Genomic DNA, 21,173 nt, shown 5'->3' on the forward strand with positions numbered 1-21,173 from the left:
TCTGGTGTAAGTATCTCCATCTTAGAGAAAACAAACTCTTCATCATAAATAAATTGTTTGCATTAGCTTCGATAGCCCAATACCCATGATTCCACATTGCCTATAGTTGATACCGCCAGTTCGTCTCATTCATTTCGAGATTGGATCTGTTTTGCCCATAATACTAAGAAAGTACTCTTCTCCTGAATAGCCATCAATTTCTTGGACAATTACATTGTCAACAATAATAGATTTGAGTTCCAGTTGGATCCTTCCTGGAGAGATAGGACGCTTGTCTGCATCAAAAACAAATTGCGAAGGACATTTAAAGTTGAAAAGCACAAGATGCTGCTTTCCGCCATAGTTCAGAGTCACAGGTACTTTGCTATCGCTATATATGATTTTCCCCATTTTGCTCGCTTCTCCTGTTTCTTCGTCAGAGCTTGCAAAAGAATAAGGTATCGAAATATCATAATCTGGCAACAACTTGACTGCTTCTGCCAATTTAGTATCTTTTATAACAAAACTTATCCAGCTGATTGGGATTTGCTGTAAGGTGACAGTCCGGTTTTCGTACCCTCCAAAAGTGTAGTGGATGATAGGTTGACCATTTTCTGTGACCTCACCCTTCCATAAACTTTTATAATCCAACTGTTCTTGCGATGCATTATAGATTACAGGAATGAATATACTGCTGTATTGTCCTTTAAGCTCATTACTCAGCTCCTCAATTACACTTTGACGCTGGAAGTAAGAATCCACATAAGTAGGATCCTCATGGCATCCGCTTAAACTAATCATGGCTGAAATCGCCACAATGACCATTGATATCTTTTTCATTACTTACTTTATATTTATGTATTAAGTTCTTTTTCTTGAAATTTTCGTAAGTATTATCCTCTATTGATTCGTTCTACCAATTCATCTGGTGTAAGTATCTCCATCTTGGAGAAACCAAACCACTTTTTGCCTAAGTCCTTAATGGATGCACCTATGTGATATACATCATCGTCTATACAAAGGAAGCGGTCATGTGATAAACGGAATGTTTCAACATCAATCGGTGCATATTGAGCATTATGACGGTCTATGTCGAGTTGGAACTGACGGCTTATCTGCTGAGTATAGATGATTGTAGACACGTTATTATCTCTTTTATCGAGCAATGTCAGTACAGTCTCGTCAACATAGTTGTCGATAAGGACAATACGTTTCTTCGCACTCTTAATCAAGTCGGACACGAAAGTATAGGCATCATAAATTTGACCATTGTAGAACACACCTTGTTTCGGCTTTGCATTGCCCTCGTCCAATCTGCGAAACACCTCGTCTATGCGCTTGTCTGTTTCTTGCTGATGTTGCTGCATTTCCAGTTGATGGTACTCCATTGTTGAAAGACGTTGGAAAACTTCTGCATTTGTCACCATGAAACGTCTCATTGCAACAAATGCATCCATAATTCGTATGCTTACACGAATTGCGGTTTCACTTCTAAGAACAGTGGAGAGCATAGCCACTCCTTGCTCCGTGAAAGCATATGAACGAACTGTTGAGTGCTTCAAACTATTGAACCGATCACAATTTGTGACCAGTTCATTCATTTCTTCCTTAGTCAGTTGAAAACGAAAACGTTCAGGAAATCTCTCCATATTACGTTTTACAGCTTGATTTAACACCCTGGTTTCCACTCCATAAAGTTCAGCCAAGTCTCTGTCTATCATAATCTGCTTTCCACGAATAGACATTATTCGACTTTCTACAGGAGTGGTAACTACGACTTCATCATTTTGTAACTGGTCGCAATTTGCGACCAGTTCTCCTTTATCTTGATGTTCTATATTATCTGCCATATTTCTATCTTTATTTTTAAGGTCACAAATTGTGACCTTAAACCTGTTGTTGCTTATTATTGAATTCAAAGGTAGTGCTTTTAGCCTTTAAGCCACTATTGCACAACCCTTTCTTTGAAAAGAACGTAAAATCAATAGTATTATTGCGGTGATTGTACTTTTATTAATCGCTTAACTCGTTGCACGGTAAGTCCAATCGCCAATACAACAGATATTTTACCGTTTATTTTACATATTCCGAATTATTCTTGCATAAACAACCAAAAATCACCTCTGCCGTGATACCGGATTGAAATAAAAACATTACCTTTGCACTGACAGAATCCGCCTGCTTCCCGTAAGATTTGTGGACTCAATGGGGCATTTTGTAAGTTGGATATACAACATAAATTATAACGACAGGAGAACAAATAGATACTCAAAAACTATTAATACTTCAATGAAAATAGAAATTGATTTTGATATGGGTTACGAGACGAATATTCCTTGGATTGAGGCAATCTGAGGCTTTGTTGCTAGGCAATTCAAAATGATTCGTTTAAAACGATACAAGTCAGTTTAAATTAATATAGGTGAATAAGATAAAAAATATCGTAAAAAATAACACAAAATAGCTATTGTTGGCAAAAAAATCACTAACTTTGAAATAAAAATGTGTTAAGCAATGAGCATAAGTAAAAATAAATTATTACATATAATATTCATATTTATCACGTTGGCCTCACTGACTATCGTGATTTCATGTTCGAGTGAAGAAGAAATTGTTGCTCCAAAGGAAGAAAATGAACAAACAGTCATAATGTTTTTCCCTTGGAGTTCAAATTTGTTACCTTATTTTCAACAAAACATAAAAGATTTTTCTAAAAGTATAGAAGAAAGAGGCTCACAAAATGCACGAGTCATGGTCTGTTTAGCTACAACGCCAAATACTGCGGATCTCATGGAATTAAAGTATGATAATGGAAGTTGTATCGTTGAGAATATTAGAACTTATGACAATCAAAGATTTACTTCGCAAGAGGGTATTTCTAATATATTGAAGGCTATAAAAAAATATGCGCCTGGAAAGAAATATGGATTAATTATCGGCTGCCATGGAATGGGATGGTTGCCAGTAATTCATACAAAATCCAATGAAACTCAAGAGATATTTCATTATAATGTAAATAATGGCCCAATGACAAGATATTTCGGTGGATTAACACAGGAATATCAAATAGAAACGTCTGTCTTGGCTCAAGCAATTTTAGAGTCCGGAATTACTATGGAATATATACTATTTGATGATTGCTATATGTCTTCAATCGAGGTTGCATATGATTTAAAAGATGTCACGAAATATTTAATAGCTAGTCCCACTGAAGTAATGGCATATGGATTCCCATATCATGAATGTGGGAAATATCTTATAGGAAATGTTGATTATGAGGGAGTTATACAAGCATTTTATGAGTTTTATAGTCAATATACATATCCATATGGTACAGCAGCCGTTACGAATTGTCAAGAATTAGAACAATTGGCAAATATTGTGAAAAGAATTAATATCGAAAATCCAAATAATAATATATCAGCAAATAGTATCCAGGTAATGGATGGATATACTCCGACTATTTTCTTTGATTTTGAAGACTATATTAATAAGATTTGTAATGATAGAGTGCTTCTTGATGAATTTTCAAATCAATTGAGGAAAACAATATTATTCAAATGTCATACTCCACAATACTATTCTGCTTTTAAAGGAATATTGCCCATTAATCATTATTCTGGTATTACTACTTCTGATCCTAGTAGTAATAGACTTTCAAATCCAAAAATATATACACGATGGTATAATGCCACCCATTAATTTGTATGAATTGGGATTCGATAAAGTCTATATTAAAATTATCAAATCCTCTAATTATATCTCAATTAGGCTTGTTTTTTGTCCAACTGTCAGATACTGTAATGGTTGGACAAATAGGTTCTCGTGACTTGGCTGCAATTTCTTTTGGTGGGAATGTTTATTTTTTTATTTATTTGGAATTGGCATCGTAAGTGTAGGCGTTATCCATGATGGTGTTTCCACCACTATTCACCGTGAGGTTCTGCAATCTGCGACGCTGTGGGTCGTAAGTGTAGAAGGTCTCAGCACCGTAGCAATACTTCAAGTATGTGCGCTGCTCAAACTTGTCATAGCCTATCTTGCTCACATAGTCGTCACGATACTGGTTACCCATAAAGATAAAATCCTTTCCGAATTGAAGAATGAAATCGCGCATGTTTCTTACAATTTCCTGCTCAACTACACGTTCGTCAATGTCCTCAATCTCCAGTCCCAAATTTTCAGTATTGATGAAATCAAGCAAATATTCATCCTTAAACATTGATATTGTTTTCATTGATTGCTTAATGTCTGGTATCGCTTTCGGAAAATTGTTAGGCATATTTTTCTCCTATTTCAATACCTTCTTCTATCTTATTTTCAAGCTGTTGTAATTGGTTCGCCAATGGCGAACCAATTGAAAGGCATTGCCATTCCTCATAGAAGATACGCATTTTCTTCAAGTTGCCTGAAGAAAAGCCTCTTAATCCTGGCAATTCACGCTGCAATCTCTCACTAATAGTATCAAGAGCTTTTGCGCCCCAATGTGCTTGCTGTAAATTGATAGACACATAACGCCCTATACCATAATATAAAGACAACTGTATGGCATTACTTGACTGGCTCGCCTGTGCTTGAGCTCGCAAAATTGCCCCTTTTATGGTTTGGACAGCTTTATCTACTGTTATATTGTTTTCTTCCATTATACTCTGTTTTGATATTATTTACAAAGGTAGTGCTTTTAGCCTTTAAGTCACTATTGCACAATCCTTTTTTTGAAAAGAACGTAAAATTAATAGTTTTATTGCTGTGATTGTAGTTTTATTAAACTCACCCTGGAAGGGATATGCATTGTGTGTTGTATGCATTCCCTTCCAGGGTGATTTTTTATGGTTCATCCAGAAATTCGATGATTTCTGCTACTTGTTGCCGGGTGTAGAAGTGGGAAAACTTGCCGGCGTAGCCCGAACAGAGGCTCTGCTTGAGCTCGGGACACCGGTTGATCCATCTCACCAACCGGTTGAGCGCTACCCTGGGGGTAGCGGTGGGAAAGTAGAGCATGGCGAGCTCTGCCTTCCCGTAACTTCTGTCTTCTATCATAATTTGTTCTTTTTAGTCTGTTTTTGTCAGTTGCTTCTTTCTTCTGCCTGGTAGAATAAAATCTCTCCGAATCATAAGAAAATCCCTCCGAAAGATACGGAAATATCTCCGAAAGATAAAAAAATATCTCCGAAGCAGAATTTCCTAAAATGGGAGATCCCCGGGCGGAATATTCTCGCTGCCATCCATCTTCTGGTTGTTCTCTATCTCGTCAGGACGCATCTCTATCACCTTCCAGCCGTTGCCCGTCTTGCGGTGAATCTTCTTGAATCCCAGCGCCTCCATGAACATCGAAATATCCTTGTTCGACATCGACTGGCGAAAGGCGGGGTTCGTGCAGATGCGCTCCATCACATCACTCGCCGTAACAAACTTGCAGAACTCGGACGGCGTATCGGCATCAGGAACACGGTAGAACTTGTTGATGCGCTCGGCTATATAGTTGTTTACACGGAAATAAAGATTGTGGTGCTGAATCTCCTCGTTCTCCTCCTTCGTAAACCAGTAAACCCAGTCGCAGGGCTCACCCCTCCGGCGCTTCTCTATCACCTCCTGAGCCAGTGCCACAGCCTGGGAATAGATGCCCTCGTAATTGAAGGGGAAGTCGATGGGACTCTTGATCTTCTCGATGCGCCAGATGAGGAAACGGCGGTTCTCGTCATCATCGATGATATGAATCTCATTGCTCGTGGCACAGAACCCCGCATTGTTCTGCAAGATGCAGTCCCACTCGGCATAAGGGATTCGCATGCTGATGTTGCGCTTCGTGATGTTGCTCTTGAAGGAATCCAGGTTCTTGCCGCGCAGACAGCTGAACTCATCGAGACACACTATCGCCTTGCTGGCACACATCTGCAGGAAATCCTTGTTCTTGTAGTCGCCCGTAGAATCGTTGGCGAAATACTTGCGCAGATGGGGCGGCAGAAGATGGTCGAAAAACGTGGTCTTGAAGATGCCGCCCTTGCCTACGAAAACCATGATAGACTGGTTGGTGACATCGGGCCGAACCCAGCAAACCACCATGTTGACCAGCCATTTCCTGAAGGCATAGGCAAAATCCTCCTCCGTATGGCGGTAACCGCCTGTCTGCATCACGGTTACCCGATGGGCTAATTCAGCGATATAGTCAGTCTTTCGGTCCCATTTCGGCAGACTCTTCAGATATTCCTCCATGGGGTTGAATTCGGGGCTGAAGTTACTTCTGATTACCGTATCCAGCTTTTTCTGGGTGGTGCAGATGTTATCCAGTTCCATCTTCACGAACAGGGAATTGCTCACCCGGGTATCCACTTCGGTCCAGTCGAGATAGAGTTTCTCTCCGGTGTTGATGGCGCGCACTTCATACTGGTTGCTCAGCGTGTTGTGGTGCATTTCATATCGGGCTCCCAGCCATCCCAGCAGTGCTCTCATGCTGGTATAACGTTTCTGCTCATCATCTCCCTGCTGTCTTATCTTCCAGGTTCCCAGCCGCTCGGTATGCTTGTAAATCTCTCGTGCCACCCGTTCGGTATCGGCATATTCGCCGCCAAACTTATCTGCCATGTGTTTCACAGCCTCCTCCTTTTCGGCTCCGAAACAGAGGCAGAATGTGGCGTATCTCACTACGTAGCTGTTGTGATGATGCTCCTCAAACCGCTCCTCCCAGCTTTCTTCCAGTTTGTCTACATACTGCAGAATCTCTTCGGTAGTGAGCGTTTTGGGTGGTGCCTCGTCTTCCTGTTTTCGAGGGCTTTTCTTTCTGGGTTTTTCAGCCTCCGTCTGCCTTTTCCTGTTCTGTTCCTCCTGTTGCTTTGTAGCTTTTTCGAAGTTCTCCACCTCCTCCCGGGTGATGGGGAGAACTTCGGCATTCCAGTTGAAGTAAGCCTCGGGGTCGTAAGCCAGTCCGCAGCTTCTCACCATGTCCTGGCATTGTTTGTCGCTGCTGATACCCAGCAGTTTGTCGTACATGCTCATGGCTTTCCTGATGGCGACCTGGTGGAGTTCGGTGGCAGTGAGATTGCATCCTTCAGGCCGCATATATCTGAGCAGGATGCGGAATCCCTTGCCCGAGACGGTGATGTAGAAGATCATGGTGAAGGGGATTTTCCGGGCTTTCTGCCTGAGTGCCTCGATGTTTTTGGGGGGCACGTCGTCATAATCGAGCATCAGCCAATAGGTTTCCTTCCTGAAGTCAGTCAGCTTCTTGGAGCTTCCCTTGAGCTGCACGCTGGGAGTGATGCAGGGCAGCCTGTGCTTGATGTCCTCTGCCGTTCTCTTGTCCACCTTCGTCATCGACCTGTAGCCTTCGGTATTGGTTTTCACCGGTGCTGAATGCATGATGTTGTACTCCAGCACCTCTCTGTTGGGGAGAGGCTTGCTGGTAGAGGTCTTCAGAGTCTGGAAAAAAGAGGGCAAGACCTCTTTCTCCTGTTCTGTTTCCGGGTTATTCCCGGTCTCGTTTGTGGGTTTGTTTTCTTTCATTTCTTTTGGGGTTTTATGAGTTTGAATTTTTGGTTTAATTCCGCCTTTTTCATCGCAACAGAATTGTAGGATAGGATATTTTTCCAGTTGCTCAAACTATTGCTGAGGTCGTCCCAGTATACCGAACCTTTGTGCAGTATCCATTTGCTCACTTCATCGCAGTAATACCAGAATCTGGTTTTTCCGTGGATGTTTCCTTCATATTCCCAGGTCGTACCATTGCAGGCATCCTCCAGATCCATTTTTATGAGAATGGATATAATGGCTTTATCCATTGCGTAGAGGATTTCAGGAGTGATTATCTTTTTTTTTATCTTTTCCGATATTGTGTCGCGTCCACCCATTACTATTCTGATGTCTGTGACATTTACGTCACATACTTTGGCGATAGCCAGTTTTATGCTGGCTTCTTCTTCCATTTCTGCTGAAAATTTCAGCACTTCTTGTTTTGTTACGTTATTATTTTCCATGCTGCGAAGTTACACAAAAAGCTGCACATTGGAAGTGAAGGCTATAGCCCTCACTTTTTACAAAGAATAACCTAGGTTAAACTTTTTAACGCGGCATTTCTGCGCCCATTTTTGTTGGGGTATTTTGAAGAAGAAGTAGTGAAGAAGCGAAACATCGGAAAAGTGACGAGGTGAAGGGTGAAGGGTATATTTTAAATCTTATATTATATTCTTTTTTTTAGGATTTTTGGAAAAACCGGATAGTCAGAAAAATGAAAAAACGGATTTTTTCCCTTGCCGCGCGTATATATAAAAAAGAGTTTTCAAACCTTCACCCTTCACCTTTTTATTTAAGGTTTTGTGTGTCAAATAGTTACGGGTGAAGGGTGGTGAAGGGTGTTTTTCGCTTTTTATAAACATATTTTAAGAATTCAGCCCGTTTTTACATATTTTAAGCGTTTATTTTTGGTTCCGAAAGGGGTGCCATTTTTTAGAGGTCCATTTTTTTCTCTTTTCTTACCGCTGAAATCTTTGAAAAAGCGAGTGGGGTAGTGAATCCCGTCTTATGTTGTGTTAAACAATTATCAGATAAAAGAAGTTAACGATACCGAAAAAGGACTGGTTTTTAAACAAATATTAACGCAGAAAACTTGAAGTTTTGCATATTAGATTCTGGTTTCGCAAGTTCAGAAGTTAACGAATTTTAAGGAGTTATTCAAGTTTCGCCAGTGTGGGAATTTATTGAAGTTAAAGAAGTTATCACTCCCTACGGTCGTTCGGGAAGTTAAGAGACAATAGTCTTCTAGCTTAAAATGCAGGACATTTGTCCCTTAACTTCCCTCTAACTTCCATCTAACTTCCCCCCATGCGAAAGTTCAGTAAGAAAGTGCAAAAAAGATGAGAAAAGTATGGCGGTTTCGGAAAATAATCGTAAATTTGCAATTGGAAAACAAAGATTAGGAATTATGGTAGAGATAAATGATAGAAAATTACCTGTAGGCATCCAGTCTTTTGAGAAAATCAGAAAGGATGGATATCTTTATGTTGACAAGACAGATATCATCTGGCAACTTGCCAACAGAAACAAAACGTATAATTACCTGAGCCGCCCACGCCGCTTTGGTAAATCTGTGCTGGTCGATACGCTCGAAGCCTACTTCATGGGTAAGAAGGAACTCTTTGAGGGGTTGAAGATCATGCAGCTGGAGACAGAATGGGTGAAGCGTCCTGTCATCAGACTCGATATGAGTCGTGCAGGTGCAGAACCGGAAACATTGCGCTCTTATCTCGACATCACTTTCGACAGATTAGAGGAGGAATATGGTATTACACCTAAGCCAACCGCCAAACTTGCCGACCGCTTCAATGCAATAATCGTGGGGGCGTATGAGCAAACCGGACAGCAGGTTGCCATCCTCATCGATGAATACGATTCTCCATTGCAGCATTCCTGGAAGACTCCTTATCACGAAGCATGTACCGCTGTTTATCGTGAAGTTTTTGCCATTCTCAAGGCAGATGATAAATACGAAAAGTTTGTCTTCATCACTGGCATCACCAAGTTTACGCAGATTTCTCTTTTCTCTGTACTCAATAATCTGAGCAATATCAGCTTTGATTCTGAGTATGTGGCTCTCTGCGGTATCACGAAGGAAGAAGTCTTACGTGATTTCAAACCGGAAATCAACAAGTTGGCAGCAAGTAAGGGATGGACTTTCGATGAAGCCGTAGTGCAATTGACTGCTTATTATGATGGCTATCATTTCAGCCATGAAAATATGGTTGATGTCTTCAATCCATTCAGTCTTATCAATGCACTCGCTGATTCTAAACTGAGGAACTACTGGGCTTCATCGGGTGCAACCTCGCTGCTTCCTAAGTTTGTGGATGACATGGAAATTCGTTTGAAGGATTTTGATCATAGTGCCCTGTTGGACACAATCATAGAAACTTCTGACGTAACAGGCGGTGGAGCAGAGCTGTTTCTCTATCAGTCGGGCTATCTCACGATTAAGGGTTACATAAACGGAACTTATCTTCTTGGCATTCCTAACTTCGAGGTTCGGCAAGCCTTGAATGAAATCGTGTTGCCAACGCTTGCCATGCGCAAGAATAATGACCTTCAATCTACCCAGGCATTTCTGAATGTTCACCTCAGCCTTGGCAATCTTCCCGAAGCCATGAAATGCCTGAAGGCGCTTATTGCGGATGTGCCTTACAGCAACAAGAAGCTTGCCAGCATGGATATGGAGGAGCGCTACCGACTGATTATGAGCACCATCTTCTATGCTATCGGCTGCCGGGTAGAAGTAGAAAAGATGATTGCTACGGGCAGGATTGATATGGTGGTAGAAAACACCAATTTCATCTATGTGCTGGAGTTGAAACTGAGCAATAATGGTGGTGTGGATGCAGCCACAGAGCAGATGAAAGCCAAACAGTATGCCGAACCTTTCAAGGCTGATAAGCGCAAGGTAATTGCCCTTGCCATAGAACTGGATGATATGGGAAAGGGACTGGTTGATTGGAAGGAAGTTAAATTTAAAAGAATTAAGGATTATGAGTGAAAGTGAGATTAAGGGCTTTATCAACAAAGTTGAATCAGGCTTAGTTGAAGCTCAGCATGATATGTTGGTAGAAAAGGCTTTATACAATCGTCCTGTGGTCATTAGTGACGGAAATGGCGGGGTAGTAGAAGTTTCTGCCAAGCAATTATTAAATTAGAAAAGGTTTTATCATTCTTTTAACCAGAGTCGCCCTTTGTGGCATGGATTTTTAAAACAGATGATTATGAAGCAGGTAGAAGAAAGATACATCAGCTTTGAAGCCAGCAAGATGGCATATCGCGACATCAAGAATTCCGTAGACACTGCCAAGCGTGAAGGTATAGCTGAGGGTATGAACCAGAAAGCCTTGGATATTGCCAGGAACATGCTTGCTGATGGCATTGACATCAATCTGATTATGAAGTATTCCGGTCTTACCCAGGAACAAATAGAAAAATTGAAATAAGATATTATTTAAGAGATGATAACAGATAAACAGAAATCCCCCATCCGGCTTGAGAAAGCAGGATGGGGGATTTGCTTTATGTGATAGAGAGATTTATGAATGTCTATCAGCCAGTTTTCCCGCTTTTTATTTGGTCGTTTCAGGAAAAAAGCGTAATTTTGCAGCGAAATTAGATGTTGAACTTTAAAATAATTAAATATGGCAAGACCTATAAAAGAAACGCCTATACTCTATGGTGAAGATGCCAGAGTATTTGAGGCAAGGATGAAGAATCCTCCAAAGGAGAGCCACGAGAAGATAGAAGAAATCAATCGTGACTATAATTATATCATGAGTTTATTCGCAAATTGATTATGAACGATAATAAAGACATTTGCGAACCGTTAAAGATTCGACGATTAGATATTAATGACAGAATATCTAATTTTAACTGTGGGGATGAAGACTTAAATGACTTCATTCTAAATGAGTCACAGTTGTATCGTGGAGAGATGCTAGCTGTGACTTACGTTATTGAAGACAATAATGGTGTAATCCTTGCATACTTCAGTTTAGCAAATGATAAAATCTCCTTAACAGAGTTTGAGAACAACACTGAGTTCAACAGGTTTAAAAGACGCTTTAAAAACTCAAAACGTCTCAAAAGCTATCCTGCAGTAAAAATATGTAGATTAGCTGTTGATGAAAATGCACGAAAGCTGCATCTTGGGACAAAACTTCTGAATTTTATCAAAGGATATTTTGCCAAAGACAATAAAACGGGTTGTAGATTTATAACTGTTGATGCATACATAGAGGCGATACCTTTCTATTTAAAGAATAGCTTCTTAGAGCTTACTAAAAATGATGAAGATGCGACACATACAAGATTATTATATTATGATCTTAAAATGATGTCTTTGTAGATAATATATAGTTTGTATTTACAGAAATCCCCCATCCTGCAAACTGCCACCTTTTCATCGTGGCATATAGACCCTTGTCGTTTAATGTTCGTTGCGGGCGGAACATTTCCGCCCGCAACAGCTTACTGCTTCCTCAAGGTAGGCAATGCTCCTTTAAGTTCGTAACGCCACTTTGAGCCTGCGTTCTGCAAGGCGGTGTTCATGGCATCAACGGCTTTCTGCCAGGTAACGACAGAGCCGTCCACCTTCGTGACTTCGGTGCTTTCCCTATTGTAGCCGATGCCTTGTTCATGATTGTTCTTCCAATAGCAGGCGGTCATCACGTTGGCGTAGTTATTTCCCAAAAAGCCGCCGATATGTACATAGCCAGTGCTACTACCCGTACTGGTTACGTTGCCCGTGGCATAGCAGGCAAGGAGGCTGCTTCCTGCGTTCATTCCCACCAGACTGCCGCCAGCGATATTCTTTTTGGGGTCCATTTCTATGATCACGTTGCCTGTGGCATAGCAAGCGGTCAGGGTGGCACTCGAATTCGTCTGACCTGCCACGCCGCCGACATCGACCGTTCCCTTCACTGTGGCAGAGGAACTGCATCCGGTGATGGAACCGCCTATTTGAGCACCCACCACACCGCCGACATACACCGTGCCGCTGATGCTGCCCGACACCGAGCAGTTTTCAATGGTGCCCCAGCTATATCCTACCACGCCGCCAATACTGCCGCCATATATTTGATTGCTTGTTATCTGTACGCCCTCCATCACCACGTTCTTCACCGTACCAGCTCTATTGAGCCAGCCGAACAGACCCGCATATTCGTCATTTGTCGTAAAGGTCAGCCCCGTAATGGTATGGCCGCCACCGTCGAAGGTGCCTTTGTATGAGTTATCGAAGCTTGTGCCTATCGGCGTCCAGCCTTTGCCTGTGAGGTCAATGTCAGTGTCGAGGGTAATGTTAATGTTGCTCTTACCTCCGTTCACTAATTCGGCTATATTCATCAGGCCGTCGGCGGAGGTCACGGTGTAGCTGCCGTCGTCCTCTATGATATAGCCTTTTGCCGCAGCGAGGGAGACGGTGTAGGTATATTCACCGCCCGCCTGCCAGTCGGCAGCATTCTTCATCTTATAGACGAAGACCTTGCCGTTGGTGAAGGTGCAGGTAATGAAGGCCTTGCCAGCTGCCACACTTTGCGGGGCTACGAGGGCGGTGTAGGTGTTGCTACCCTTGTCATACGGGACGATTATATCCGGGTTGTCGCCTTCGGTGGAGAGACCCGTCAGCTGCACGGATGCCAGCCCCTCGGTGTAGTCCGTCAAAACGATGGTTACCCGCGCCGTGCGGTGGGTGAAGCGAAGCGTGGGGCTACCGTAAGTCACCGTCTGTCCGTCGGCTACGATGAGGTCACTGCCCTCAAAGTCCTTCTGGGCACTTTGGTTGGCTTTTACCTTTACCGCAGGTGGGGTTGTCTCGCCAGCGGTGTAGGGCCACCACGCTGTGACGGTGATGTCGTTGTGGTTGGTCCAGTAGTACGGGTCGGTGGAGGTCAGCGTGGCGCTGGTGGGGTCGGCGGTGGAGGGCGTTACGTCGTATGCCTTCACCGTGCCGTCCATCAGGACTGCCACGCTCTGCACACCCTCCCAATTGCCATCCACTGGGGCACGGGTGCCGGCGGTGGCTGTCGCAGCGGGGTTCAGCCCCGTGGCGGTGAAGACGATGGATGTGCCTTCCGCCCCTTCCGGCAGGAAGCCCGCTTCGTCCTGTGTGCAGGCGCCCAATAAGAGGGCGAGCGCTGCAAGTGCAAAAAATCTTATCCTCATAATATCTGTTATTTTATTACTCTGGTTCTTTCCGTTGCGGACGGAACTTTTCCGCCCGCAACGGTTTACTGCTTCCTCAAGGTAGGCAATGCTCCTTTAAGTTCGTAACGCCACTCTGAGCCTGCGTTCTGCAAGGCGGTGTTCATGGCATCAACGGCTTTCTGCCAGGTAACGACAGAGCCGTCCACCTTCGTGACTTCGGTGACGGTGCCTTCCTTATTGTAGCCGATGCCTTGTTCATGATTGTTCTTCCAATAGCAGGCGGTCACGGTGGTGTAGTTATTTCCCAAAAAGCCGCCGATATCAATTCTGCCAGTGCTACTACCCGTACTGGTTACGTTGCCCGTGGCATAGCAGGCAAGGACGCTGCTTCCTGCGTTGAATCCCACCAGACCGCCGCCAAGGATAGTATTTATGGGGTCTATTTCTATGGTCACGTTGCCTGTGGCATAGCAAGCGGCCATGGTGGCACCCGAATTCGTCTCACCTGCCACGCCGCCGACATAGGCTAATCCCTTCACTGTGGCCGAGGAGCTGCATCCGGTGATGGAAGCCTCCCATTGAACACCCACCACACCGCCGGCGCGCATCGTGCCGCTGACGCTGCCCGACACCGAGCAGTTTTCAATGGTGCCTCCCCTGCTAAATCCTGCCACGCCGCCGGCAGAGCCCAACCTGCGATTGCATGTTATCTGTATGCCATCCATCACCACATTCTTCACCGTACCGGCATCACCGAGATAGCCGAACAGACCCGCATATTGGTCATTTGTCGTAACGGTCAGCCCCATGATGGTATGGCCGCCGCCGTCGAAGGTGCCGGTGTATGAGTTGTCGTAGTCAGTGCCTATCGGCGTCCAGCCTTTGCCCGTGAGGTCGATGTCGGCGGTGAGGGTGCAATTTATCGATCTGTCTTTTTGTGCGGCTTCGTTCCATGCCAGTAGGCCGTCGGCGTTATAGACCGTGTAGGTCTTGGTGTTGCTATTGTAGATGTAGCCCAACTCGGCTGCGCCACTCTCGCCGCCGCCGTCAGCCCAGTCGCCGATGGTGCAACCCTCTAACGTCAGACCGGTGGCGTTCACCTTGACGATGTAGGTATAGCGGTTGCCCGCTGCCAGCACGACGTTGTTCTGCGGGCGGAAGTAGAAGGTTCCGCCGCCGAGTTCCACCTTGACGAACTGCTTGCCTGCCGCAACGGTCTGCGGAGCGGTCAGTGCCTCGTAGGTGTTGCCGCTTGCGTTGTAGGTCTTGATGGCTGTCGGGTTGCCGTTATCGGCGGACAGGCTCACGAGGCTCACCGTGGCACCGGCAACGCTCGTGAATCCCGTGCCGGGCTTCAGTTCGACTGCCACGCGTGCCGTGCGGTGGGTAAATCCAAGTGTCGGGTCGTCAAATTTCACCGTCTGGTTTTCGGCGGAGATGAAGTCGCTGTTCTGGAAGTCAGCCAATATGCTCTGGTCTTCTGCCACCTTCACGACAGGCATCTGTGTGATGTCTGCATTATCCAAGGGCCACCATGCCGATACGGTAATCGGGTTGCGGCTGGTCCAGTAGTACGGGTCGTTCTCGCGTGAGAGCGTGGCGCTCTTGTATCCGTCGGCATCCGTAGCCGTAACGGTGTATTCCTTTACCGCATCGCCAATCTTGAGTGCCACGGAAGTGACGCCCACCCAGTCGCCGTCCACGGTGGTACGGGTTGATGGCGTTGCCTCCACGGACAGTCCGGTGGCATGGATGACTATTGGATATTCCTCTTTGGACAGACGGCTACCGTCAGCCAGTTCGTCCTGTGTGCAGGCGCCCAGTAAGAGGGCGAGCGCTGCAAGTGCAAGAAATCTTATCTTCATCATATCTGTCAATCAGCTATATTCTCATTGTTGTTTTTTACCTCGTTCCAAGATTGGATTGTTCCCATCATATCTACAGTGCTTCGGGTCAGCTTCACGGTGGTGTAATTGTACAAATTACCGCCCTTGAGTTCTTGGTCCATTTTCCAGACGAACGGAGCATCAAAACCATTGTTCAATTCAAACTCTATTTCTCTGATCTTTGATGCCGTTGGAAGCAGAATGGCTTCGTATCTCTTACCGACTTGGACAGCTTTCATCTGGATGTTGTCAGGATTACCTTCGCCGGAGATTACGCCATCTGCCAGATTGAAAGTGGCTGTGGTGTTCTGGTCTTTAATGGTGACCGTCAATTTATTGAGATCGTCTTGCGTCAAACCATTACCTGCCTGAACATTCAGAACCAATTTACTCAACATATGGTTGAATTTCAACTCTACCTGTGGATTAGCTTTGTTGTATCCTGTCGTCTTGGCATACATGAAGTCGATAGCTTCCAGACTCCCTTGGTTGGTCACATTGAGTGCCACCTTGTAATTGCTTACCGTAGTATATGGATAGTAAGAATAGAAGTCCACATCACCATCAATAGGATAGTAAATGGTCTTACCTCCAGAAATTGGTGAAAAGGCAACACTTCCATCTGTCTGATAGCAAACATTGTCAACACCCTCTTTGATTGCATCTGCCGAGAGAGTCTGATTTGCTCCAGTCATGAAGATACCGATCATGTCACCATCAGCCCAGGCTAAACCCGAAGCACGGGTGTTTACGCTGATACCACCAGTAAACTGTACGGCTACCTTACCATTTGGTGTTGTAGAAGCTGTATCTTCTGTATTGCATGAAACCATTGCACCAGCCAAGAGTGCAAGTGCGAAAAACTTAATCATCTTTTTCATATTATAAATATTTTAAAAGTTATTATTTTATTTGATTGTTACTTCTTTGTTGAGGTCATTCCAGTCATTGATGCCCGTTTGCAGATTCATCTTCGGCTGCATTTCTTCGTACTTGAACCTTAGTTCATACTTTCCACCAACATTCATCTTAGGAGCAGTGATGTCAAACTCCTGCAAGGTCCCGTTAGGCAGCAAGAGGCGGAGATAAACATGAGAGGCGGGGCTTCCCTGTATGGTTGGCATCAGTCGGATGACTTCCGATTTTAGGGTTGATTCCGTAGCCAGGAGGGTAGGGAGTTCCACTTCCGCTGGCTCTATGCTCGGCAAACCGTAGTCTCCATCACTGTTCTTCAGTGTTGGGAACAGGCACCAGGCACAATCCAAAGCCTTGCCACTCATCTCTGTGCCTTTCGGTATGTTCTCGATGATGATGGTCAGTTCGGCAAGCACGCTCTTTAAAGGGGTTTGCACCACATAGCTGCCTTCCTTGTTATCTATCTTCACATCGGCAACTCCGAAATAGGCATTATGCTTCACATCTTTAGGATTGGTCAAACCTATCAGAATATTGTTCCAGTTGGTCAAAGACCGGGTCTGTTCGCTGATAAAGAACGGTTTTGTTAGGTTGGTGGTAGTCAGGATGCGATAGGTTCCTTCCGGGAGTTGGAAGCGTTGGCTTGCCACCTCCTGTGCACCGCCATATTGTTTTTCCTCTACAAGCGAACCGTCATCGGCATTGAATATCCAGAGTTTCACATCCTTCACTTCCGTACCTTGGTCGGCTTCATCAGCCCAAGTGAGCGATACCGACAAGCCGCTTTCTTCCTTGTCATCATGAACATCATGGTCGCAACTTGTCAACAGGCATGGGACGCATAACAGCACCCATAACCAAATATTAAATCTTCTTTTTGCTTTCATTCTCTATCTTGTTTTAGGAGTTACGGATGATGATTGGTAAAAGGCAAGTTGATTCCTAATCTTATGCCACTTTCCCACAAGAAGTTGTTCTTATGCTGATATTCCGGCATTCCATCCATACGTTCGCCAGTAAGACGAGTCAAACCGGAATAGATACCCAATTTCAGGCATGAGGTCAGTTGATAACCAACCTGCAAGTCTGCACCATAACCCAAATGCCAGTTGGTAGAACCTTTTATCACTTTGGCATCATCGGCTATAGTCTGAATATCAGCCTTGGTCGTTACTGCATAAATATGAGGTGATACTGCCAAATCCCATCGGCTGTCAGCTGTTTGAGGGAACAACCCAAGGAGGTTGATATTTACGCTGGCTCCATATTGTCCCATAGAGACATGGCTTTTCAGATTGGCATACTCCCAACTATCCATGCCTAAGACACCAGCCTTGTAACGCACACCGTCGCTACCCAACCAATAGTTACGTTCTACGCAGCAGTCTTGTGCCGACAAGTTCATTTCTCCATACTTGGCAGATAACTCAGCCGAGAAGATGGAGTTGAAACGATAGCCCCCATATAAGCCAGCAGCCCAACCGGGATGCGTCTTGTCGTGTCCGAAACTTGAGAAAGTAGAGAAGCCGAAAGGCATTCCACCCTCTACTCCTACATACCAGCCTTGCTGACCGGTCTTTCCATCTTCTCTTGCTTCTGCTTTTGCGAAAGAAAATGGAAGAATTAAAGCAAGTGCTGCAACCAGTAATCGTTCTTTTCCAGTTAAATAATTTCTCATATTAATCTATTATGTTTTGATTATAATTTACAATATTTTAAATCCTTCATGATACAGATTGTAAAAATCCTGGTGCAAAGATAAGGTTTTTATTTGAAAGTGGGGGGTAATATTTGTTTTTTTAGGTATGATTTTTTGTTTTTAGGTGTCTCCTTCGTGGGCAATGCGACACCTTGTTTGTATTTTTTAACGTTTCCAGACTCTATTGTCTTAACTCCTTAACTTCCTTAACTCCTTTAACTCCTGATATGCGAAAGTTCAGTTATTAGCCAATAATGATGTTAATTTCATTCAAATATTTGGCGTTATCAAGATTTTGCAGTATATTTGCATCCAAAAGAATTTAAAACTACTTTAGCAACCAGATCTTATTCCAACAAAGATTAAGGATATTGTTAAATTTAAAATAATTAAGGATTATGAGTGAAAGTGAGATTGAGGGCTTTATCAACAAAGTTGAATCAGGTTTAGTTGAAGCTCAGCATGATATGTTGGTAGAAAAGGCTTTATACAATCGTCCTGTTGTCATTAGTGACGGAAATGGCGGGGTAGTAGAAGTTTCTGCCAAGCAATTATTAATTTAATAGTGCAAAAGATAATTGTGAAAAATATCTCTCCCAAAATTTTCCTATTCAAAAAAATATTCGTAACTTAGCAGCGCAAAACGTAAAGCATGTAGGAATATGGCAAAAATGGTAAATTTCTATCCTGTAGGAATACAGACATTCTCGAATATCAGAGAGGGTAATTATCTCTATATAGATAAGACCCAATACATCGTGGATTTTCGAGAGAAAAAAATGAAGTATGTTTTTCTGAGTCGTCCAAGACGATTCGGAAAGTCGCTCTTTGCATCTACCCTCCAGGCCTATTTCGAGGGAAGGAAAGAACTTTTTGAGGGATTGGCCATTGCTGATTATGAGAAGGATTGGGTGAAGCACCCTGTGCTGCATTTCGACCTGAGCGGCGCCAAGCACATGGGAGTGGAGCAGCTGGAAAGATACCTGGCTGATATGCTTGAAGAGCAGGAGACAATTTGGGGATATAAGACGCATCAGGTGGACGCTAACCTCCGTTTGAAAGACCTGGTGAAAGAAGCATACAAGCAGACAGGTAAGAAGGTAGTGATTATCATTGATGAATATGATGCCCCTTTGCTGGATGTAGTGCATGAAAAGGAAAATTTGAAACCGCTGCGCCTCATCATGCAGAACTTCTATAGTCCCATCAAGATGCTCGACCCATACTTGGAGTTTACCTTCATCACGGGTATCACCAAGTTCTCGCAGCTCAGCATCTTCAGCGAACTGAATAACCTCGATAACATCAGTATGTTCGACCAGTATTCGGCTATCTGCGGTATCAGCAAGAAGGAACTTACCACTCAGATGAAACCGGATATAGAGGCATTGGGAGAAGACTTGGGTATGACGTATGAGGAGTGCCTGGCAGAGCTGACAAGATTCTACGACGGCTATCATTTCAGTGAGAAATCAGAGGATGTTTTCAATCCGTTCAGTCTGGTAAAGGCGCTGAATGCACGAAAGATTGCTCCTTACTGGTTTGGCTCGGGTACGCCGACTTATCTTATCAAGACGCTGCAGAAGTATCACGTCAATGTGATGGATATAGAGAAGAAATCATGTGATGTGGATGACTTTGATGTTTCGCCGGAAATGATGACTTCTGCGCTTCCGTTGCTCTATCAGAGTGGTTATCTCACCATCAAGAAGTATAACCCGATGCTGCAACGCTATACACTGGAATATCCTAACAGAGAGGTTAAGATTGGCATGCTCAAGAGTCTTGCACCCAACTATCTCTCGCCAATATCACTGGATAATAACAGTCTGGTAGGTGATTTCCTGGAAAAGCTCTATGAGGCAGACGTTGAGGGAGCAATGGTGCGCCTGAAGGCTTATCTTGCCAGCATCTCCAACCGATTGAGTAACAAGAGTGAACGGGATTTCCAGACGGTGTTCTATCTTATCTTTAACCTGATGGGAGCACACATGAGGGTAGAGGAGGATAGTGCGATAGGCAGGGCTGATGCCGTGGTGTATATGCCTGATGCCGTATTTGTTTTCGAGTTGAAATATGATGGCTCAGCCGAGGAAGCTATCAGACAGATAGATGAAAAGGGATATCTGATTCCATATTCTGCCGATGGTAAGCGCCTGTTTAAGATTGGCGTAAATTATGACAGCACACAGCGGACGATAGGTGATTGGATTATCAAGAAATAGGTTACTTGAATCCAACCTTGTTTTGCCATGATGAAATGCTATACAAGATAGATAAGTAATTATACGAAAGAAAAAATCCCCCATCCTGCTTGAGGAAGCAGGATGGGGGATAGTTTCTTATTTCTTCTTGAGCCCCTTGTATACAAGGAAAGCTACAATAACAACGGCTAGAGCCAAGATGATGTAACCGAGCTCATGACTATACTTTAATGCCTGCTGATATACATCTTGAGTTGTTTTATAGTCTGTATATCGGTAAATACCCCAACCGATGGTTGCTAAAACAGTATTCCAGATGCCAGCACCGATTGTGGTATAGAGCAGGAATTTGCCTACATGCATACCTGCCAAACCGGCTGGAATGCTGATTAACTGGCGAACAGCTGGTACCAGGCGCCCAAAAATAGTGGATGCGGCTCCATGCTTGCGGAAATACTCTTCTGCAACTTCTACCTTTTGGCGGTCTATCAGGCACATATGTCCGATGCGGCTGTCGGCAAAACGGTAGATGATAGGACGACCTACCCATTTGGCTAAATAATAGTTGATAAGTGCACCGATATTGGCACCAATGGTGGCAAATACGATGACTAGGATAAACGACATTCCGCTATCAGGATCCATGGCTTTCCATGCTGCAGGTGGAACAACCACCTCTGATGGGAATGGGATGAATGAACTCTCGATAGCCATGAAAAGGGCTACTACCCAGTAATTTAAATTGTCGAGTATCCAAAGAAAAAGCTCTGCTGTATTCATTTGTTATCTTGAATCTGAATAATATCTGTCTCAGCTGTTGAAACT

Annotated in this window: 21 protein-coding genes and 1 pseudogene; 9 read left to right on the forward strand and 13 right to left on the reverse strand. The window is 43.9% G+C overall.

All coding sequences use genetic code 11. From position 1 onward, the window contains the following. Positions 1 to 129 precede the first annotated feature (129 nt). Together ONT19_RS03610 and ONT19_RS03615 are read right to left on the reverse strand one after the other, a co-directional pair. Positions 130 to 819: a DUF4840 domain-containing protein gene (locus ONT19_RS03610; protein ID WP_264952280.1), complete on the reverse strand. Its 690-nt coding sequence runs from the start codon at positions 817 to 819 to the stop codon at positions 130 to 132. Between the two features lie 53 nt (positions 820 to 872). After that, on the reverse strand, positions 873 to 1,829 hold the full coding sequence (locus ONT19_RS03615; protein WP_264952279.1) for an ORF6N domain-containing protein: 957 nt from the start codon (positions 1,827 to 1,829) through the stop codon (positions 873 to 875). Between the two features lie 664 nt (positions 1,830 to 2,493). Between ONT19_RS03615 and ONT19_RS03620 the strand changes: the two genes are divergently transcribed. Next, the gene (locus ONT19_RS03620; protein ID WP_264952278.1) at positions 2,494 to 3,681 is read left to right on the forward strand and encodes a clostripain-related cysteine peptidase; all 1,188 of its coding nucleotides are present in this window, start codon (positions 2,494 to 2,496) and stop codon (positions 3,679 to 3,681) included. 101 nt (positions 3,682 to 3,782) lie between these two features. Beyond that, positions 3,783 to 3,872 carry a hypothetical protein gene (locus ONT19_RS16295; protein WP_367400510.1) on the forward strand — a complete coding sequence of 30 codons (90 nt, stop codon included), beginning with the start codon at positions 3,783 to 3,785 and terminating at the stop codon, positions 3,870 to 3,872. A gap of 176 nt (positions 3,873 to 4,048) precedes the next feature. On the opposite strand, the pseudogene ONT19_RS16385 reads toward ONT19_RS16295, so the two are convergent. The 5 genes and pseudogenes from ONT19_RS16385 to ONT19_RS03645 all read right to left on the reverse strand — a co-directional run. After that, positions 4,049 to 4,261, reverse strand: a pseudogene (locus ONT19_RS16385) (PDDEXK nuclease domain-containing protein); the annotation flags it as partial. Beyond that, positions 4,254 to 4,622: a DUF1016 N-terminal domain-containing protein gene (locus tag ONT19_RS03630; RefSeq protein WP_119238579.1), complete on the reverse strand. Its 369-nt coding sequence runs from the start codon at positions 4,620 to 4,622 to the stop codon at positions 4,254 to 4,256. The pseudogene ONT19_RS16385 and the gene ONT19_RS03630, both read right to left, overlap by 8 nt. A gap of 184 nt (positions 4,623 to 4,806) precedes the next feature. Next, positions 4,807 to 5,019, reverse strand: coding sequence for a DUF4248 domain-containing protein (locus tag ONT19_RS03635; RefSeq protein WP_006846744.1), 213 nt, complete (start codon positions 5,017 to 5,019; stop codon positions 4,807 to 4,809). Between the two features lie 144 nt (positions 5,020 to 5,163). After that, complete coding sequence (locus tag ONT19_RS03640; protein ID WP_264952276.1) at positions 5,164 to 7,479, reverse strand: BT4734/BF3469 family protein; 2,316 nt, start codon at positions 7,477 to 7,479, stop codon at positions 5,164 to 5,166. After that, positions 7,476 to 7,949, reverse strand: a complete 474-nt coding sequence (locus tag ONT19_RS03645) for a hypothetical protein (protein ID WP_264952275.1) — start codon at positions 7,947 to 7,949, stop codon at positions 7,476 to 7,478. The genes ONT19_RS03640 and ONT19_RS03645 overlap by 4 nt, the downstream gene beginning before the upstream one ends. Before the next feature lie 944 nt (positions 7,950 to 8,893). Between ONT19_RS03645 and ONT19_RS03650 the strand changes: the two genes are divergently transcribed. The 5 genes from ONT19_RS03650 (at position 8,894) to ONT19_RS03670 (ending at position 11,845) form a co-directional block, all read left to right on the forward strand. Next, positions 8,894 to 10,495, forward strand: coding sequence for an ATP-binding protein (locus ONT19_RS03650; protein WP_264952274.1), 1,602 nt, complete (start codon positions 8,894 to 8,896; stop codon positions 10,493 to 10,495). Continuing rightward, positions 10,488 to 10,652, forward strand: coding sequence for a hypothetical protein (locus tag ONT19_RS03655; RefSeq protein ID WP_264952273.1), 165 nt, complete (start codon positions 10,488 to 10,490; stop codon positions 10,650 to 10,652). Before ONT19_RS03650 ends, ONT19_RS03655 begins: the two co-directional genes overlap by 8 nt. A 66-nt stretch (positions 10,653 to 10,718) precedes the next feature. Next, positions 10,719 to 10,940: a hypothetical protein gene (locus ONT19_RS03660; RefSeq protein ID WP_264952272.1), complete on the forward strand. Its 222-nt coding sequence runs from the start codon at positions 10,719 to 10,721 to the stop codon at positions 10,938 to 10,940. Between the two features lie 198 nt (positions 10,941 to 11,138). Further along, the gene (locus ONT19_RS03665; RefSeq protein ID WP_181975234.1) at positions 11,139 to 11,291 is read left to right on the forward strand and encodes a hypothetical protein; all 153 of its coding nucleotides are present in this window, start codon (positions 11,139 to 11,141) and stop codon (positions 11,289 to 11,291) included. 2 nt (positions 11,292 to 11,293) lie between these two features. Next, complete coding sequence (locus ONT19_RS03670) at positions 11,294 to 11,845, forward strand: GNAT family N-acetyltransferase (protein ID WP_117726893.1); 552 nt, start codon at positions 11,294 to 11,296, stop codon at positions 11,843 to 11,845. 122 nt (positions 11,846 to 11,967) lie between these two features. Here the strand turns inward: ONT19_RS03670 and ONT19_RS03675 are convergent, their stop codons facing one another. The 5 genes from ONT19_RS03675 to ONT19_RS03695 form a co-directional block, all read right to left on the reverse strand. After that, positions 11,968 to 13,662 carry a fimbrillin family protein gene (locus ONT19_RS03675; protein WP_264952271.1) on the reverse strand — a complete coding sequence of 565 codons (1,695 nt, stop codon included), beginning with the start codon at positions 13,660 to 13,662 and terminating at the stop codon, positions 11,968 to 11,970. Between the two features lie 65 nt (positions 13,663 to 13,727). Next, positions 13,728 to 15,509 carry a fimbrillin family protein gene (locus tag ONT19_RS03680; RefSeq protein ID WP_264953069.1) on the reverse strand — a complete coding sequence of 594 codons (1,782 nt, stop codon included), beginning with the start codon at positions 15,507 to 15,509 and terminating at the stop codon, positions 13,728 to 13,730. A gap of 8 nt (positions 15,510 to 15,517) precedes the next feature. Further along, positions 15,518 to 16,411, reverse strand: coding sequence for a fimbrillin family protein (locus tag ONT19_RS03685; protein ID WP_264952270.1), 894 nt, complete (start codon positions 16,409 to 16,411; stop codon positions 15,518 to 15,520). Between the two features lie 27 nt (positions 16,412 to 16,438). Then, on the reverse strand, positions 16,439 to 17,332 hold the full coding sequence (locus ONT19_RS03690) for a FimB/Mfa2 family fimbrial subunit (RefSeq protein WP_264952269.1): 894 nt from the start codon (positions 17,330 to 17,332) through the stop codon (positions 16,439 to 16,441). Positions 17,333 to 17,352: 20 nt separating this feature from the next. Continuing rightward, positions 17,353 to 18,123: a hypothetical protein gene (locus tag ONT19_RS03695; RefSeq protein WP_264952268.1), complete on the reverse strand. Its 771-nt coding sequence runs from the start codon at positions 18,121 to 18,123 to the stop codon at positions 17,353 to 17,355. Positions 18,124 to 18,542: 419 nt separating this feature from the next. Between ONT19_RS03695 and ONT19_RS03700 the strand changes: the two genes are divergently transcribed. Both ONT19_RS03700 and ONT19_RS03705 read left to right on the forward strand, forming a co-directional pair. Beyond that, positions 18,543 to 18,707, forward strand: a complete 165-nt coding sequence (locus ONT19_RS03700; RefSeq protein WP_153083135.1) for a hypothetical protein — start codon at positions 18,543 to 18,545, stop codon at positions 18,705 to 18,707. A 99-nt stretch (positions 18,708 to 18,806) separates the two neighbouring features. Beyond that, a complete protein-coding gene (locus ONT19_RS03705) occupies positions 18,807 to 20,369 on the forward strand; it encodes an ATP-binding protein (RefSeq protein ID WP_264952267.1) in 1,563 nt (520 codons plus the stop codon). A gap of 117 nt (positions 20,370 to 20,486) precedes the next feature. Here ONT19_RS03705 and ONT19_RS03710 read toward each other — a convergent pair whose 3' ends face one another. Further along, positions 20,487 to 21,128 (reverse strand): DedA family protein, encoded by a 642-nt coding sequence (locus tag ONT19_RS03710; protein ID WP_264952266.1) that lies wholly within the window; start codon positions 21,126 to 21,128, stop codon positions 20,487 to 20,489. Positions 21,129 to 21,173: the final 45 nt, after the last annotated feature.

It is taken from the genome of Segatella copri, from assembly GCF_026015625.1.
Lineage (GTDB): Bacteria > Bacteroidota > Bacteroidia > Bacteroidales > Bacteroidaceae > Prevotella > Prevotella copri_H.